The organism is Sulfurospirillum sp. 1307 (assembly GCF_054408545.1).
The window spans coordinates 73565-89696 of the sequence record NZ_CP176011.1 but is presented as its reverse complement, the minus strand read 5'-3'; the positions used below and the strand labels follow the sequence as shown (position 1 = coordinate 89696).

The following is a 16132-nucleotide window of genomic DNA, read 5'->3' as shown; positions in this document are numbered from 1 at the left end:
TATTTTGGCAAATATTTTAGTTAAATTTTAAAATATTTTTCTATACTTTTTTGCTCTAAAGGTTTAGAGTAGAAATAACCCTGTATACAAGTACATCCTAACTTTTCAAGCTCTTTTACTTCTTCTTCCCTCTCAGCTCCTTCAGCAATCAGATTTAAATCTAAACTTTTTGAAATATCAACAGCAAATTTAATTATTTCTTTGCTGATATCATCATCAAATATAGCAGAAACAAACTCTTTATCAATTTTTAATATATCGAATTTTATACTTTTTAACTCTTTCAAATTTGAATATCCCATACCAAAATCGTCAACAGCTATTTTACATCCAAACATAGACAATTTTTCTAAATTTTCTTTTACATGTAAAGATTCTTCATTGATAGTAGATTCTGTTATTTCTAAAGCTATATTTCTTGGCTCTATGTTTAATTTTTTAATCTTATTTTTTAATCTCATAGCATATGTTTTACTTTTCAAATCAATTACTGAAACATTTATCGATATATGTAAATCTTTCATATCATAAACACTTTGCCATTTTTTCCACTGAGCCAATGCATTATCCATGACCCATTCATCAATCTCACTTATCAAACCGACTTCTTCAGCAATTTTTATAAATAATTCTGGAGATACATATCCTAATGTCTCATGTTTCCATCTAATTAGAGTTTCAATACCAACTAATTGGTTATTTAAAGAATTAATTTGAGGCTGATAAACTAAAGAAAAATCATTCTGCCTCAATGCTTTTTTCATCTCTTCTATGATATAGTTTTTATTGCTATTTTCTTTTTTTAGAGCTTGGGTAAAAAATGCTATTTTATTTTTTAGCTCTCTTTTTTTCTTTATCGAATACATCGCAATATCAGCTGCTCCAATTAAATCCTCACACTCTTTTGCATCGTTTGGATATATAGAAATACCCAATGTTGCAGATATATTGATATTGCAATTATCTATCACAAGAGGTGTTCTTATGATTTTTAAAACTTCTCTTGCATTTTTTAAGATAGCTTTTTTATCTAACTGATAAGGAAAAATTAGCAAAAATTCATCCCCGCCAAATCTTCCTAAATCTGCATCTTTAAAATTATTTGAGATATTTGTACAAATTTCACGCAAAACTTTATCTCCGATACCATGCCCCAAAGTATCATTTATCTTTTTAAAATAATCTAAGTCTATGTATATAAGAGAACAACTTTTGATCGCATCTTTTTCAATATAATTTTTAAGTATGCTTTTAATCTTTCCTCTATTGTATACATTTGTAAGACTATCATAGTCTGCAAAATATTTTAATTTTTCTTTATCCCTTTTCATTTCAGTAATATCTGAAAAAATTGCTACAAAATTTTTTATCTCATTTTCATTCTTAATAACACCGATAGTTAATAATTCTGAAAAAATCTCGCCATTTTTTCTTTTATTATAAATTTCACCCTGCCATTGACCACTTTCTAAAAGTTTATGCCACATTTTTTCATAAAACTTTTTATCGTGTTTTCCAGAACGCAATATTTTTGGATTGTAACCGATAACTTCTTCTTTGCTGTATCCTGTGATTTTCTCATATGCATGGTTAATACTCAAAATTATATTATCTTTATCAGTAATCAATATCCCAAAAGGTGCATCATTGATAATTCTTTCAAAAACTTCAAGTTTATGTGTGTACTCTCTTTCCTTTTCTAAATCATATCTTAGCTTTGCAATCAAACTATTTAGAGTTTTGGATAGTATATCTGCCTCTTTATTGTTATTAAATGCAGGAAGTATAATTTCATCATTTCCCTCACCAATTTCATATGCTTTTTTAGCGATATTTACTATAGGATTTAAAAGATGATTTATGATGTAACTAACAAATAAAATCAAAGCAAAACTAAATATTATAAATGTGAATAAGATTTTATTTTTTAGTGTATCAATTTGTTCTTGGATAAACTTCAAATTTTCTCTTGCTATTATTATCCATTTTATATTGTCTGTATTTTTAGGATTATTATGTGCAAATGCACTAAGATACATTTCATTTGTATCTGGCCAAATTTCTTTAACAACACCAAACTGCTTATTTTTTGAGAGTATATAACTTTTTTGAGTACTTAAATCAATTGAATGAGATGGTATTTTACTATTTCCTAAAAGCAAAGATGAATCACTCTTTAACACCAATATATCTATATTTTTATCATCTAATTTTTGCTTTATTTTGTTTCTAATTTCAAATGCCCAATCCCAACCCAAGTGTCCGCAAATCACACCTAAAAATTCTCCATCGCTACTATAAATAGGAGCAGATATATCAACTAATCTAAGAGGTAAATCATCCCACTTTGGCTTAGGCATAATCTTGGCAAGTAAAAAAGCATCATGAACATCACCCATATGAAGACCTTTTGAGCCATGTATAAACCATGATCTTTTTGCTACATTTTTACCTACTAAAAGATTATTTGTACCTGCTATTATGTTGCCTTTGGTATCAGTCATGCCTATCCAAGCATAGTGTTTGTAAGATTTTTTCATTTTTTCAAACAAGGCTTGTTTTTCTTTTAGGGATATTTGTTTATTTATAACAATGTAAGAAGATGCTATCATTTGTATTTCTTTAGCTCTATTGCTCATCAAGTCATCAAAACTATCTGACATATTTCTAACAATGAGAGATAAAAGATTTTCTTTTTGTTTGATGATTAACTCTACACCTTCTTTTTGAGCATATGTAGATATGAAGTAAGCACAAATCAATAGAGGGATTAATAAAAATAAGATAAACTTATTTTTAGTTGAAGAGAAAAACTTTTTCATAATTTTGCCTTCATTCTTTATGATAGCATTATATCATAATTATGACAATTTAAACAAAACATAATGTTTAGGTGAACAAATAACCCCTCTGTTTTTTTAAATATACCCTAAAGTTACTTTAAAAATTCTTCTATATTTTTAGCAACAATTCTCATAAGTTCAACCCTAGCTTCATAACTAGCCCATGCTATGTGAGGTGTTATAATAAGTCTATCGCTATTTTTTACATGTAAAAGAGGATTTGATTCATTAATCGGTTCAACTTCAGTTACATCAAGTCCTGCGTAAATATCATAAGAGTCAATTGCTTTTGCTAAATCTTCTTCATCTACAATTCCGCCTCTTCCAAGATTTAATAAAATTGCTCCATTTTTCATCAAACTTAGCTGTTCATCTTTAATAAGCTTATATGTTTTATCATTTAGTGGTGCGTGAATCGATACTATATCACATGTTTTAAACATTTCATCAAGTTCAACTCTATCATAAGCTTCTTCTCTTTGAACACCACTTGTTGAGTAGTAACAAACATTTGCACCAAATGCACTTGCAACACTTGCAACACTTTTACCAATAGTTCCAAGTCCAATAATTCCCCATTTTTTATCTTTAATCTGCCAATATGGTCTATCTACATTTGTAAAAACTCCACTTTTACTCCACTCTTTACTTTTAACAAAATCATCATAATATCTCATTTGAGAAATTAAAGATAGAGCTAAAGAAAATGTAGTTTGTGTAACAGAAGCAGTTGAATAACCAGCTGCATTTTTAACTTTTATACCTTTTTCTTTTGCGTATTCTAAATCAACATTATTCATACCAGTTGCTGTAATACAAATCAGCTTTAGATTTTCACAAGCATCCATAACCTCTTTGTCAATTACAACTTTATTAGTTAGTATGATCTCAGCCTCTTTTGCCCTTTGGATAGTTTCTTCTTTTTTTGTTAAATCATAAGTTATAAACTCACCAAAGTTTTTAAAAGCATCCAAGCTTATATCACTACCTACTGTTTTTGCATCCAAAAATACTATTTTCATACCTAACCCCTCTTATAATTTTAACAATTTTAGCAAATTTGCGCATAATTTTGTATAATACTCAAAAAAATGAAGGAGCAATATGAAAAAGATATTATTAATGCTTAGCTTAGTGTTTGCAACTATTGTTTTTAGTGGTTGTGCTAACAATTTATACTATGCAGGGATGGAAAAAGTTGGTTTTCATAAACGAGATATTATGGTAAGTAGAGTTGAGAAAGTAAAAGATTCTCAAAAAGAAGCCCAAGAGGAGTTCAAATCCGCACTAGAGCATTTTGGCTCTTTAGTTAACATAAAAGATACTGATTTAAAAAAGGCATATGAAAAGTTTAATAGCGAATATGAAAGTGCAAAAGAAGCAGCACAAGACTTGAGTAATCGTATAGATGATTTAGAAGATGTATCACTGGCTCTTTTTGATGAATGGAAAGATGAGTTAAAACTTTATAAAAACAAAAAACTTAAAGCTCAAAGCCAAAAACAATTAAATAATACAATTAAAAAATACAACAAAATGATGAAAGCTATGAGAATTTCAGAAAAAAGAATGGCCCCGATACTTGATACTTTTCAAGACAATGTTCTTATGTTAAAACACTCTTTAAATGCGCAAGCAATTGGTGCTCTTCAAGGAGAATTTAACACTCTTAAAAAAGAAATTTCAATACTAATTTCTCAAATGAATCAGTCGATAAAAGCATCAAATGAGTTTATAAAAGAAATCCATTAGTTTAAATTAATACATATTTAATTATAATAACTAAATATTTTTTTAAGGAGGATGTAAATGAAAAACTTATTTACTAAGAGTTTGTTGGTTATTACTTTAACTATACCAACTATGTTAAGTGCTAGTCAACTTAAAGGGTTAAATGTAATCGTAACTTCTGCAGAGCCTCAAACTCAAATGATGGCGATGGTTCTTTCAACTATGGCAATTAAAAAGCATAAAAAAATGGTAAACATTACATTATGTGGTCCTGCTGGTGATTTAGCTGTCAAAGGCATGAAAAGTACACCTATTAAAAGACCTGATGGTAAATCTCCAACTCCAAAAATGGCATTAAAAGGCTTAATTAAAGCAGGAGCAAAAGTTCAAGTTTGTCCTTTATACTTACCAAATGCAGGAAAAGATAAATCTGTATTATTAGATGGTATCACTGTTGCAAAACCACCTATGGTAGCAGCAAAATTGTTAAATGATGATTTTAACAATCTAACTTTCTAATTACAATAAAAAAGGAGCGTAAAATTTTACGCTCCTTTTTACATTTTAAATCTAATAAATGAAATAAAAACTATCTCAAGTATATAGTTTATTTAGCTATTTTATCAAATAAGCCATCTAGCTCTTTTGCAGAAGCGCCCATAACTCTATCAATATTACCGCCAAACATTTTACTCATTATTCCCATGTTTGCACCACAAAAATAAACTTTTCCATTTTTATCTTCATAAACACCTAATCTGTATGGCATCATTGAAAGTATGTTTTTATCTTTATCATGTTTTACAATTTCATAAGCATGTTTAGCATGTCCAAGTGAAATTACTTGCATTTTTTCAACGTCTTTATTTCCAGCTTTTTCAAAAGATTGTTTCATATTATAAACATGAGGAACATTCCATCCTATCTCTTTTGCACCCTTTTGCATTTGCTCTACGGTATCTTCAAAACTAAGTGAACTTTCTCTATTTATAATCATTAATTTTGGCATACTTTTCCAAACAATTATGGCTAAAACAATCATTCCAACTAAAAACCCAAACAAAAACTGCATTCTTACCCCTTAGTACAAATTTTTGAATATAGTACACTTTAGCTTATAAATAATATATCAAAAACTAATAAGATAGTTGATTTTTTATTTTTATTTCAGTTTCAATAAAATAGATTTCTCAAAAATATACTAAACTTTGCTATCTTTTTTAATCTATAACATGTCCTACAAATTTTGAAAAATTATTTAGTATTTTCCCGCCTCTTCTAAAACCAAGTCCGCAAGCCTCATATGCAAAAAATACACCGGCTTGATAACTCTCGCCTTTGGCATCAGTTGGAAGTTTCACATACTCTTGGTAAATTGGAGCAAAATTTTCATATTCGCCATCTTCTTTTTCTATGATGTTATCATTTTCATCAAGAATTACTGTATTTGCTCCTTCTCTTCCAAAAACTCTCTTTTGAACTTGTTTTTTACCTTTTAATGGCTCATAAGAAGTTTCTAAAAGCAAAGGATGATTTGGGTATAAATCCCATAAAATTTTCATAAATGCTTTACTTTGAAACATCAAAGTATAGGCTGGATTTAGTATGATTGCTTTTTGATTTTCTAAAATATCTCTTAATATAAGAGCTAAATCACCCTCATCAATTCCTATATTTTCCCAAGGAATTAGCTTAAACCAAAACTCAAAATTTTCTTCATTTTTAAAAATTCCCTCTTTAGAAGAAAATTCTACCTCATCAGCAAAACAAAAATCTGTATGAAATCCTGCTTCATTAGCAGCGTTTTGTAAAAGCTTTGTTGTATTTTCATCCTCAATGCTACCTTTTATGCTGGAAAATAGTATCTTCCATCCATTATAAAATTTACTAAAAGAATCTATATCTCCATCAAGAACAACCAATCTTTTGAAATTTTCTTTGATAGCTTCATATACATTGTTAAATTGTAATTTCTCATCCATTTTATTTGCTTTTAGCATCGCCCATTGAACAATAGCTGTTTCAAAAAGAGCAGTTGGAGTATCTGCATTAAATTCAATAAGCTTAATTGGTTTTCCATCAATCCCACCAGCTAAATCAAACCTTCCATAAAGATGCCAATGAACATCATTTTCCCACGAGAGTTTAACCATCTTGGCTAAATTAAAAGGAATTCCAATTTCGTGAAGTAAATCATTTTGTATAACATACTCACCTGCCTCAACAAACATGTCATAAAGTTCATTAGTTGCTTCATAATAAGCATCAGCTTCACTCGAAGTTACTTTTACTAATTCATCTGCTATATATGGGCTTTTATCCTCATCTGTATGCCAATAAAAACCAATGGATTCTAAAAACTCACTTGTTAGTGGAGTTATCTTTTCTAAACTAACCATTTAACCCCCGAATCCAAAAAGCGATCTTGATTTTGTTGTACTTTTGCTTCCAAAAAAACCACTTCTTTTTTTTGCAGTTGATTTTATGCCACTACTTCTAGCTTTTTTGAAACTTTCAGTACTTCTTGTATATGCTTGTGGAGTTTTATAGTTTGTTCTTCTTTGCTGTTGATAATTTTGATTGTTAAACAATCTATTTCCTATCCAACTTCCAATCATTGCTCCAGCTATACTAGAAAGCAGTACTTGTCCAAGCCCTGGCATGCCGTTTGATACTTCAGGATTTGTAAGAGCAGATTTTCCCTCATCAATCTTAGCTGCTTCTTCTTTAATGAGTTTATCCATTTCTTCTTTAGATAAAATCCTCTCGCTTCCATCAGCTTCTCTTACAATGACTCTAGTAACATCACTTGGATACTCTTCTACTATTTTATAGCCACCATTTAGCTCTTTTTCTATAACAACAAATGCACCTTTTATCTGCGAAGCTTCTTTTAAAGCATTCTCATCACTTCTTTTTTCACAACCTTGCATACCTGCTATTACAAGCGCGCCAATTCCACCTGCTATCATATAATCAGAAATTTTTCTAATATACTTTTTTTTCATATCTATCCTATAATCTTCTTTAATTTCATACCTTTTTTTATAAAAAGTTCATCATCAATTTGCTTTACATGTAAACTTTTTCCAAGTTTTTTAAAAACTTTTTTTTCTATCTTTTTTCTTTTATTTTCTTCAAAATCTTTTTTATCCAAATACTCACTAAGCAATTGCCACTCTTCGTAATCTTCGCATATTTTATCTACAATGTCTTCTTCGATTTCAAGCTCTTCAACAACATTAATAGTCTCATCTTTAGTCGTTTCTTGAAGCTTATGCCCTAGTGTTGGGATATTTGCCAATGTTAGTATTGTTTTTAACTGTTCATCTCTTTCTTTGTAAATCTTTTCTATTTGTTCTTTTGATTCTATTAGCATATTTTGAATTTGTTGCTGAAGTTTTTCTTTATCAAATTCTAATCTTTGATTCTTTTCTTTAAGCTCAATAATCTGAGATTTTAATAGTTCAACATACTCACTTTCATGATGTTTAGATTGAACTCTTTTAGGAAGATTTCCTTCTCTTTTTACACTATCTGTTAGTAAAACATACTTCTTGCCATCTTCAATAACACTTTGTAAACTTCCTCGTCTTAAACGATTGTAAATAGCTTCTTTACTAACGCCAAGATACTCTGCCATTTGACTAACAGTTAGTTTTTTTTCCATAAGTTTTCCTTTATATACATATGCTAACAGATGGAAGTATTATACAAAAAAATATTTGGATTACAAAGAGAAGAAAAAATTATGAGGAGAAAATCTCCTCATATAAGTGTGATTAGAGTCTAGATTCGTAGCGTCTAAGCATATAAAGTCTTTTAAGCATTTTCTTTCTAGCATTAATCTTTTGTTTCTTACGCTTTTCAGTTCCTGTTTCAAAGAATCTTCTTGCGCGAGTTTCTGTAACGATTAAGTTTCTATCAATTTGCTTTTTGAACTTTCTATACGCTTCATCAAAAGACTCGTTAGGATGTACCTTAATTCCTGGCATCCTTCATCACCGCCTTTCAGTTAAATTTAAAAACGCATTCTATCCAAACAAAGCTATTTTTAAGCTTAAAACTGACCTTACGCATTATATATAGTGCGTAAGGTCAGTTTTAAGAAAAATTTATGTTATGAACGAAAAAATTAAAAAAGTTCTTGACTTATTACGTCCATATTGATATAATTTCGCAAGAGAGTGACAAAAAGGTGACAAAATGAACATTGTGCTTCTTAAAACAAAAAGTGAAGATATAAACATAACAGTTCAACAAGACACTATCATTAAGTATACTAAACTTAATGGTCTAAGTTTAGATTTAACAGAGTTGGAAAACTCTCGTACTTGTGAAAACCTGGAAGGAAGAAAAGAATTCAAAGGGTTTTTGCGTTCATTAAATGAACATGATACTGTTTTGATATACGATTTATGGGTTTATAGTAAATATACGGGAGAATTAATCAAAATTTTTGATTGTTTGCTAACAAGAAATATTACAACAATTATTTGCAGTTCTAACACAGTAATTGGACCAAATTCAACTGCATTTGAACTTGCTTCTGCTTTATCTAAGTTTAGAGAAAAATCTCGTCTAATAAAGAAAGAGACTTCACAAGGCAGGCCAAAAGGAAGAATGTCAAAATCAAAATTTGATGTTTATAGAGCAAAGATTATTGAGTTTCTTGAAGAAGGATTTTCTGTTAGTAAAATATCTCGTGAACTAGGAGTAAGTAGAACTTCTCTTAAAGATTACATTAATTCAAGGGGACTAAAGGATTTGGTTAAAGCAAAAAAAACTTTGCTAAATGAACCATCAAAAAAAATCATAGCAAAAAAAAGCACTCAACCAAGAGAGTGTTCACTAATAAACGAAATCAAAGGATAAAAAATGTCTACATGTAGCACTCAAAACTGCGAAACAAAATACTCAAAAAAGAGATATATCGTATATGGGATTTTAACGATTATATCTTTGGTATTGCCATTTATAAAAGTCGGTGGTAATCATCTATTTTTATTAAGCTTTGACAAGAAGCAATTGCATCTACTTTTTACAACATTTGACATGCAAGAGCTTTATTTGATGCCATTCTTGCTTATACTTCTATTTTTGGGAATTTTCTTTATGACAACTCTTGGTGGTAGAGTTTGGTGTGGATGGTCATGTCCTCAAACTATTTTTAGGGTTGTTTATAGAGATTTTATTGAAACTAAACTGTTAGGCCTTAGAAATAGTCCTAAAAACAAGCAAAAAGAATCTAAAAAAGAACCATTTAAAAAATTTATTGCCCTTCTTATTTGGTCAGTTCTAGCTTTTTTAGCTGCTTCTAACTTTTTATGGTACTTTGTTCCTCCAGAAGATTTTTTCAATTATATCCAAGACCCAATGGAGCACAAAGTTCTTCTAGGTTTTTTAGTAGGAATTGCTGGATTTTTAATATATGACATAATACTTTTAAAAGAGGATTTTTGTATCTATGTGTGTCCTTATGCAAGGGTTCAATCTGTTATGTTTGACAATGATACAATCCAAGCTATTTATGATGAAGACCGTGGTGGGAAAATATATGACGAACATGGTAAGCTAATTAGCACAAAACCAGCCGATCCAAATGCTGATTGTACAGGATGTGAAGCTTGTGTTAGGATTTGTCCAACTCATATAGACATTAGAAAAGGTATGCAACTTGAGTGTATAAACTGTTTAGAATGTGTAGATGCATGTACTACTGTTATGGGCAAACTTGGAAAAGAATCTCTTGTTCAGTGGACTAGCCCTGAATCACTTAAAAGCAAAAATAAAATTAACTTCTTCCGTTTTAGAACGATTGCTTATGGAGTAGCTCTAAGTATAGCATTGGTTGCACTTTTTATGATGGGAGCTAAAAAAGAGCATATGCTTTTAAATATAAACAGAACATCAGAGTTATACAAAATCAAAGATGAAGGTAAAACAATCGAAAATGCTTATATCTTTTTATTTCAAAATACAGATAGAAAAGATCATGAATACTATTTTGAAACAAATAATAAAGATATCTTAGTAAAAAAACCATCAAAACCATTTAGTCTTAGAGCTGGAAAGAAAATGAAAAAAGTTGTTATTTTAGAAACTAATGAAAACTTATCTACACATAATGAAGAGGATACTCTTTTACATATAACAGTTAAAGCATATGCTGTAGATGATAAAGAAAAAATACATGTTTTAAGAGAAACGACTTTTGTTTATCCAAGCCCAAAATCTGTCAAAGAATACCTATCAAAATAATTAATTACAAGAGCTTTAAAAGGCTCTTGTAACTTTATGTAAATACAAAACAATTATCTAGCAAATATTTCTTCCTTTTATGAAATGTAAAACTATTTTTTGTTATTTTTGTTTATCAAACCTAATACAAAGAGAAAACATGGAAAACTTAAAAAGAACAGCTCTTTTTGATAATCATAAAGAACTAGGCTCTAAGAATATTGGCTTTTGCGGTTGGGAAATGCCTGTGCAATATGAAAGTATTATAAAAGAGCATGATGCCTGTAGAAATCATGCTGCACTTTTTGACACTTCTCACATGGGTGAATTTTTCTTTGAAGGAAATCTTCTTTTTAGTGGCATAAATGAAGCTACAACAATAGATGTTATTAAACTTCCTATTGGAAAGTGTAAATATGGCTTTTTACTAAATGAAAAAGGTGGGGTTATTGATGATCTTATCATCTACAAAGCTTCTGAAGACAGGTTAATGTTTGTTGTTAATGCTTCTAGAATTGATGTTGACTTTGAAGCAATAAACAAATGCTTAGATAATGGCGTTTTTACTAATGCAAGCGATCAAACATCTAAAATAGATATACAAGGTCCAAAATCAAAAGAGATTTTACAAAAAATAGTTCCTTTTGATTTAGATGATCTTAGCTACTTTAGTTTTACAGAAACTACTATTTTTGATACTTTCGCACTTGTTAGTAGAACTGGATACACTGGTGAGCTTGGATATGAATTATATCTTGATAATACAATAGCACCAAAAGTTTGGGATAAATTAGTTAAACTAGGTGCTACTCCAGCAGGACTTGGAGCAAGAGATGTTCTTAGACTTGAGATGGGATATAGCCTTTATGGACAAGAATTAGACGAGGATACTACTCCAATAGAAGCAGGAGTTGGATTTTTTGTAAAATATGACAAACATTTTGTAGGAAAAGATGCTCTTTTAAAGCAACAAAAAGAGGGGGCTAAGCAAAAAACTATAGCTTTTACTACTAACTCAAAAAGAGCGCCTAGACATGGTATGGAAATTTGGCAAAATGATCAAAAAATTGGTTTTGTAACAAGTGGAACCTTTTCTCCTAGTGTGAATTCGGGAATTGGTTTAGGAAGAGTTCAAAGTGATTTATTTAATAAAGAGGAACCACTTGAACTTAAATCAGGAAGAGGAAGTATTCCTATATATTTAACAAAATTACCATTTCTAAAAAAGGATAAATAATGGCAAAAAGATACAGCAATGAACATGAGTGGGCAATCATAGATGAAGATACTGCAACAGTTGGGCTTTCACCTTATGCAGTAGAGCAACTAGGAGACATAACTTTTGTTGAACTTCCAGAAATTGGAGCAAGTGCGAGCAAGGATGAAAGTATTGCTTTTATTGAATCAGTAAAAGCAGCTTCAGATATATATTCTCCAATGAGTGGTGAAGTTATAGAGACAAATGAAGAACTTGAAGATAGACCAGAACTTCTTAATGAAGATGCTAATCAAACTTGGGTATTTAAATTGAAAATCAGTGATCCAAGCGAGTTTGATACTTTAATGGATGAAGAAGCATACAATCAATACATAAAGAGCTTATAATGCCATATACTCCCCATACACAAGATGATATAAAGCGTATGCTAGATGTCATTGGGATTGAAAAGATTGATGATCTTTTTGAACAAATTCCAAATGAACTCAGAGCAAAAAGCTTTGATTTAGAAAATGGATTGAGTGAGTTTGAGGTATTTGAAAATTTTAAAAACTTAAGCAATAAAAATGAAACTTCAAAAGTATGCTTTTTAGGTGGAGGGTATTATGATCACATAATACCAAGTGCAGTTGATGCACTTTCTATGCGTTCAGAGTTCTATACTGCTTATACGCCTTACCAAGCTGAAGCTAGTCAGGGAACCCTGCAAGCCTTGTATGAGTATCAGACAATGATATGTGAACTAACTGGCCTTGAAGTTACAAATGCTTCTATGTATGATGGTGGAACTGCTATGGCTGAGGCTGCTTTGATGGCGATTAGAGCAACTAAACGCAAAAAAATCATCATAGATTCTGGAGTTAACCCAATATATATAAAAATTGTTAAAACATATCTTGCTTATCATGATTTAGAAGTAATTGTTGTTGATACAAAGGATGATGAAGTAGATAGTGATACTGTTTTAAGTCTTATTGATGAGAGTGTAGCTGGGTATATTTTTCAAAACCCTAACTTTTTTGGCTCAATAAATGACTTTAGTAATATTATCACTAAACTACACGAGGTAAAAGCACTGGCCATTATGAGTGCTTACCCAATTGCTCTTGGGATTTTAAAAAGTCCTGGAGAAATTGGAGCTGATATTTACTGCGGGGATGGGCAATCTCTTGGAAACTATCTTGGGTTTGGAGGGCCATCTTTTGGTATCTTAGCAACAAAGCAAAAACTTATTAGAAATTTACCTGGAAGAATTGTAGGAATCACTGAAGATAGAGAAGGTAAACGTGCTTATGTCCTAACTCTTCAGGCAAGAGAACAGCACATAAGAAGGGATAAAGCAACTTCAAATATCTGTTCAAACCAAAACCTTATGGCACTTCGTGCGACTATTTTCATGTCATTACTAGGTAAAGAAGGTTTTGAAAAACTTGCACTTTTGAACTACAATAAATCTGAATATCTAAAAGAAGAGCTTAAAAAAGTACAAAATATAAAAATATGCAACAAAAGACCAACATTTAATGAATTTGTTGTTGAATTACCAATAAGTGCTGATGAATTTATAGATAAGATGGAAGAAAAAGGCTTTTTTGCAGGATTAAAACTAGATAAACTTTTTACAGGTTTTGACAATAGAGTTTTAATTAGCACAACAGAAAAAAGGACAAAAGAACAAATTGATTGTTTTGTACAGTCTGTTAAGGAGGTATTATGATAACTCTTTTTGAAAAATCCCATGAGGGAAGATGTGGAGTTATGCTTCCAAAACAAGAGGTTAATGATGCAAAGCCTTTAGACAAATCTCTTTTAAGAGAGAAAAAAGCAAATCTTCCTGAACTAAGTGAATTTGATGTCGTAAGACATTTTACTGTTCTTTCAAAGAAAAATTTCTCAATAGATGCAAACTTTTACCCACTTGGCTCTTGTACAATGAAATATAATCCAAAGATACAAGAAAGAGTAGCGATGCTAGAAGGATTTGCCAATCTTCACCCTCATCATATAACAAATAACAAACCAAAATATACTCAAGGCGCTCTTGAAGCACTTAGTGTATTGGAAAAAAACTTATGTGAAATTACAGGTATGAAAGCCTTTACTCTAACTCCTCAAGCAGGTGCTCATGGTGAAATGACCGGAGTTATGATGATTGGTGCTTATCATAAGAAAAAAGGTAACAAAAAACGATATGTTATAGTTCCAGATTCATCTCACGGAACAAATCCAGCAACAGCGGCTATGGTTGATTATGAAGTAATTACTGTTAAATCACATAAAGATGGCTCTATGGATCTAGAATCTTTTAAAGAGGCTATGAGTGATGAAGTAGCTGCTGTTATGATGACTGTTCCTAATACTTTGGGACTTTTTAACCCTGCTATTAAAGAGATTTGTGATATAGCACACTCTCATGATGCTCTTATGTATTATGATGGAGCAAATTTAAATGCTATTTTAGGAGTAGTTCGCCCTGGCGATATTGGATTTGATGTAATACACTTAAATCTTCACAAAACATTTGCTACACCTCATGGAGGTGGAGGTCCAGGTTCTGGTCCTGTTGGAGTAGCTGATCGTCTTATAGAGTTTTTGCCTGATTTAAGAGTTGAAGAAGATAAAAAAGAAGGTTTTATTTTTGCAAAACCTAGTGAAAATAGTATGGGAAAAGTATCTCCATTTTTTGGAAATTTTATGGTCTCACTAAGAGCATTAGTATATATGCAAACATTAGGTAAAGATGGACTAATTGATGTAAGCAGAAAGGCTGTACTAAATGCAAACTACATCTTAGCAAAACTAAAAGATCATTTAGATGCCCCATTTAAAAAATATTGTATGCATGAGTGTGTACTAAGTGCAGAGAGTTTAGCAAAAGAACATGGTGTAAGAGCAATGGATATAGCAAAATATTTGATAGATTTTGATTTGCATGCCCCAACTGTTTATTTTCCATTAATCGTTAAAGAAGCCATTATGATTGAGCCTACTGAGACTGAAAATATCGATACTATTGATTACTTTTGTCAAAAAGTAATAGATGCAATTAGTCTTGCTAAAACTAATCCTGAAGCTTTTAAAACACTTCCTAAAACACTTCCAATTAGTAGGCCTGATGAAACAAAAGCTGCTAGACAACTAAACATAAGGTGGGAAAGCTAAAACAAATGAGATTTATCGATTCATCAAACCTTAGCGCAAAAGAAAATATGCAAATTGATGAATTGCTGGTAAATAACTTTGAAGGTAGTCCAACTTTCAGACTTTATAGCTGGAAGAAGGACACCTTTAGTATAGGGCGATTTCAAAAAATTGAAGATATCAAAAACCATCACGAACTTGGCTCTAACTGGGCTAAAAGAATCACTGGTGGTGGAGTTTTGCTTCACGGATGTGATATTTCTTACTCACTAGTACTCCCTGTAAGTTATTTTGGGAATAAAAGCGTAAAAGAGAGTTATGAATTTATTTGCTCTTTTATTCTTGATTTTTACAAAAATTTAAATCTACATGTAGAGTTTGCAAAAGATACTGATGTAAACCTTAGTAAGAGTCCTTTTTGTCAAGTTGGATTTGAACCTTATGATATCATAGTAAATGGTAGAAAAATTGGTGGAAATGCTCAAAGAAGAACAAAAGAGCTTATATTTCAACATGGCTCAATTCCATTAAAAAAGGATTCAAGAAAATTTAGTGGCTATAGCCTTGATGAGTGTGGAATCATACTAGACGAAGATGAAGCCAAAAAACTTCTAAAAAAATCCTTTCAGAAATTTTTTAATCATAAACATCATCCATATTAAAATCATCTTCTGGCTCAGGTGCTTTTATATACTTTAGTGAACTATCATCTACTTTTGAAGCATTAAAATCATATGTTTTTTCATCATAAAACATTTGTTCTTTTGCATATTTTTCTTCAAACTCCATTGCTTTTTGGATATTTTTTTGAATTATTAATTCTCTCTCTTTTGTCAAATCATCTGATGCAAATAAAGTCACATAAAACAGTGATAAAAAAAACATAAAATATTTCATAGCATACACCTTTTTATAATTTTAATCTATTATATTCATTATTATACATAAACATTATTAA

Annotated in this window: 17 protein-coding genes; 9 read left to right on the top strand and 8 right to left on the bottom strand. The window is 30.5% G+C overall.

Features of this window, described 5'->3' with window-relative positions; genetic code table 11:
- Positions 1 to 20 precede the first annotated feature (20 nt).
- Positions 21 to 2822, bottom strand: a complete 2802-nt coding sequence (locus ACKGJI_RS00485; protein ID WP_458700611.1) for a bifunctional diguanylate cyclase/phosphodiesterase — start codon at positions 2820 to 2822, stop codon at positions 21 to 23.
- 113 nt (positions 2823 to 2935) lie between these two features.
- Complete coding sequence (locus tag ACKGJI_RS00480) at positions 2936 to 3865, bottom strand: D-2-hydroxyacid dehydrogenase (protein ID WP_458700610.1); 930 nt, start codon at positions 3863 to 3865, stop codon at positions 2936 to 2938.
- An 82-nt stretch (positions 3866 to 3947) separates the two neighbouring features.
- On the opposite strand from ACKGJI_RS00480, the gene ACKGJI_RS00475 reads away from it, so the two are divergent.
- The gene (locus tag ACKGJI_RS00475; RefSeq protein WP_458700609.1) at positions 3948 to 4595 is read left to right on the top strand and encodes a DUF2959 domain-containing protein; all 648 of its coding nucleotides are present in this window, start codon (positions 3948 to 3950) and stop codon (positions 4593 to 4595) included.
- A gap of 57 nt (positions 4596 to 4652) precedes the next feature.
- A complete protein-coding gene (locus tag ACKGJI_RS00470) occupies positions 4653 to 5093 on the top strand; it encodes a hypothetical protein (protein ID WP_458700608.1) in 441 nt (146 codons plus the stop codon).
- Between the two features lie 88 nt (positions 5094 to 5181).
- Here ACKGJI_RS00470 and ACKGJI_RS00465 read toward each other — a convergent pair whose 3' ends face one another.
- The 5 genes from ACKGJI_RS00465 to rpsU form a co-directional block, all read right to left on the bottom strand.
- Positions 5182 to 5646: a DUF302 domain-containing protein gene (locus ACKGJI_RS00465; RefSeq protein ID WP_458700607.1), complete on the bottom strand. Its 465-nt coding sequence runs from the start codon at positions 5644 to 5646 to the stop codon at positions 5182 to 5184.
- 148 nt (positions 5647 to 5794) lie between these two features.
- Positions 5795 to 6973, bottom strand: a complete 1179-nt coding sequence (locus ACKGJI_RS00460) for a glutathionylspermidine synthase family protein (RefSeq protein ID WP_458700606.1) — start codon at positions 6971 to 6973, stop codon at positions 5795 to 5797.
- A complete protein-coding gene (locus ACKGJI_RS00455) occupies positions 6974 to 7582 on the bottom strand; it encodes a UPF0323 family lipoprotein (protein ID WP_458700605.1) in 609 nt (202 codons plus the stop codon).
- A gap of 2 nt (positions 7583 to 7584) precedes the next feature.
- Positions 7585 to 8244, bottom strand: a complete 660-nt coding sequence (locus ACKGJI_RS00450; protein WP_458700604.1) for an integrase — start codon at positions 8242 to 8244, stop codon at positions 7585 to 7587.
- 112 nt (positions 8245 to 8356) lie between these two features.
- Positions 8357 to 8569 carry a 30S ribosomal protein S21 gene (rpsU, locus tag ACKGJI_RS00445; RefSeq protein ID WP_458700603.1) on the bottom strand — a complete coding sequence of 71 codons (213 nt, stop codon included), beginning with the start codon at positions 8567 to 8569 and terminating at the stop codon, positions 8357 to 8359.
- Between the two features lie 211 nt (positions 8570 to 8780).
- Between rpsU and ACKGJI_RS00440 the strand changes: the two genes are divergently transcribed.
- From ACKGJI_RS00440 to ACKGJI_RS00410, 7 genes are all read left to right on the top strand, one after another.
- On the top strand, positions 8781 to 9449 hold the full coding sequence (locus ACKGJI_RS00440; RefSeq protein ID WP_458700602.1) for a recombinase family protein: 669 nt from the start codon (positions 8781 to 8783) through the stop codon (positions 9447 to 9449).
- 3 nt (positions 9450 to 9452) lie between these two features.
- On the top strand, positions 9453 to 10835 hold the full coding sequence (gene ccoG, locus ACKGJI_RS00435) for a cytochrome c oxidase accessory protein CcoG (protein WP_458700601.1): 1383 nt from the start codon (positions 9453 to 9455) through the stop codon (positions 10833 to 10835).
- 139 nt (positions 10836 to 10974) lie between these two features.
- Entirely contained in the window at positions 10975 to 12051 is a 1077-nt protein-coding gene (gene gcvT / locus ACKGJI_RS00430; protein ID WP_458700600.1) for a glycine cleavage system aminomethyltransferase GcvT, read from the top strand.
- A complete protein-coding gene (gene gcvH / locus ACKGJI_RS00425; protein WP_458700599.1) occupies positions 12051 to 12419 on the top strand; it encodes a glycine cleavage system protein GcvH in 369 nt (122 codons plus the stop codon). The genes gcvT and gcvH overlap by 1 nt, the downstream gene beginning before the upstream one ends.
- On the top strand, positions 12419 to 13750 hold the full coding sequence (gene gcvPA, locus ACKGJI_RS00420) for an aminomethyl-transferring glycine dehydrogenase subunit GcvPA (protein ID WP_458700598.1): 1332 nt from the start codon (positions 12419 to 12421) through the stop codon (positions 13748 to 13750). The genes gcvH and gcvPA overlap by 1 nt, the downstream gene beginning before the upstream one ends.
- Positions 13747 to 15195 (top strand): aminomethyl-transferring glycine dehydrogenase subunit GcvPB, encoded by a 1449-nt coding sequence (gene gcvPB / locus ACKGJI_RS00415; protein ID WP_458700597.1) that lies wholly within the window; start codon positions 13747 to 13749, stop codon positions 15193 to 15195. The genes gcvPA and gcvPB overlap by 4 nt, the downstream gene beginning before the upstream one ends.
- Positions 15196 to 15200: 5 nt before the next feature.
- On the top strand, positions 15201 to 15836 hold the full coding sequence (locus tag ACKGJI_RS00410) for a lipoate--protein ligase family protein (protein WP_458700596.1): 636 nt from the start codon (positions 15201 to 15203) through the stop codon (positions 15834 to 15836).
- Here ACKGJI_RS00410 and ACKGJI_RS00405 read toward each other — a convergent pair.
- Entirely contained in the window at positions 15811 to 16071 is a 261-nt protein-coding gene (locus ACKGJI_RS00405; RefSeq protein ID WP_458700595.1) for a hypothetical protein, read from the bottom strand. The two genes, ACKGJI_RS00410 and ACKGJI_RS00405, sit on opposite strands and share 26 nt — an antisense overlap.
- Between the last annotated feature and the right edge of the window lie 61 nt (positions 16072 to 16132).

Coding starts and splice junctions, on each gene's coding strand:
- rpsU (WP_458700603.1), bottom strand. CDS start 8,569: ATGCCAGGAATTAAGGTACATCCTAACGAGTCTTTTGATGAAGCGTAT.
- ACKGJI_RS00410 (WP_458700596.1), top strand. CDS start 15,201: ATGAGATTTATCGATTCATCAAACCTTAGCGCAAAAGAAAATATGCAA.
- gcvPB (WP_458700597.1), top strand. CDS start 13,747: ATGATAACTCTTTTTGAAAAATCCCATGAGGGAAGATGTGGAGTTATG.
- ACKGJI_RS00450 (WP_458700604.1), bottom strand. CDS start 8,244: ATGGAAAAAAAACTAACTGTTAGTCAAATGGCAGAGTATCTTGGCGTT.
- ACKGJI_RS00480 (WP_458700610.1), bottom strand. CDS start 3,865: ATGAAAATAGTATTTTTGGATGCAAAAACAGTAGGTAGTGATATAAGC.
- ACKGJI_RS00405 (WP_458700595.1), bottom strand. CDS start 16,071: ATGAAATATTTTATGTTTTTTTTATCACTGTTTTATGTGACTTTATTT.
- ACKGJI_RS00465 (WP_458700607.1), bottom strand. CDS start 5,646: ATGCAGTTTTTGTTTGGGTTTTTAGTTGGAATGATTGTTTTAGCCATA.
- ACKGJI_RS00470 (WP_458700608.1), top strand. CDS start 4,653: ATGAAAAACTTATTTACTAAGAGTTTGTTGGTTATTACTTTAACTATA.
- ACKGJI_RS00440 (WP_458700602.1), top strand. CDS start 8,781: ATGAACATTGTGCTTCTTAAAACAAAAAGTGAAGATATAAACATAACA.
- gcvH (WP_458700599.1), top strand. CDS start 12,051: ATGGCAAAAAGATACAGCAATGAACATGAGTGGGCAATCATAGATGAA.
- ACKGJI_RS00455 (WP_458700605.1), bottom strand. CDS start 7,582: ATGAAAAAAAAGTATATTAGAAAAATTTCTGATTATATGATAGCAGGT.
- gcvT (WP_458700600.1), top strand. CDS start 10,975: ATGGAAAACTTAAAAAGAACAGCTCTTTTTGATAATCATAAAGAACTA.
- gcvPA (WP_458700598.1), top strand. CDS start 12,419: ATGCCATATACTCCCCATACACAAGATGATATAAAGCGTATGCTAGAT.
- ACKGJI_RS00460 (WP_458700606.1), bottom strand. CDS start 6,973: ATGGTTAGTTTAGAAAAGATAACTCCACTAACAAGTGAGTTTTTAGAA.
- ccoG (WP_458700601.1), top strand. CDS start 9,453: ATGTCTACATGTAGCACTCAAAACTGCGAAACAAAATACTCAAAAAAG.
- ACKGJI_RS00485 (WP_458700611.1), bottom strand. CDS start 2,822: ATGAAAAAGTTTTTCTCTTCAACTAAAAATAAGTTTATCTTATTTTTA.
- ACKGJI_RS00475 (WP_458700609.1), top strand. CDS start 3,948: ATGAAAAAGATATTATTAATGCTTAGCTTAGTGTTTGCAACTATTGTT.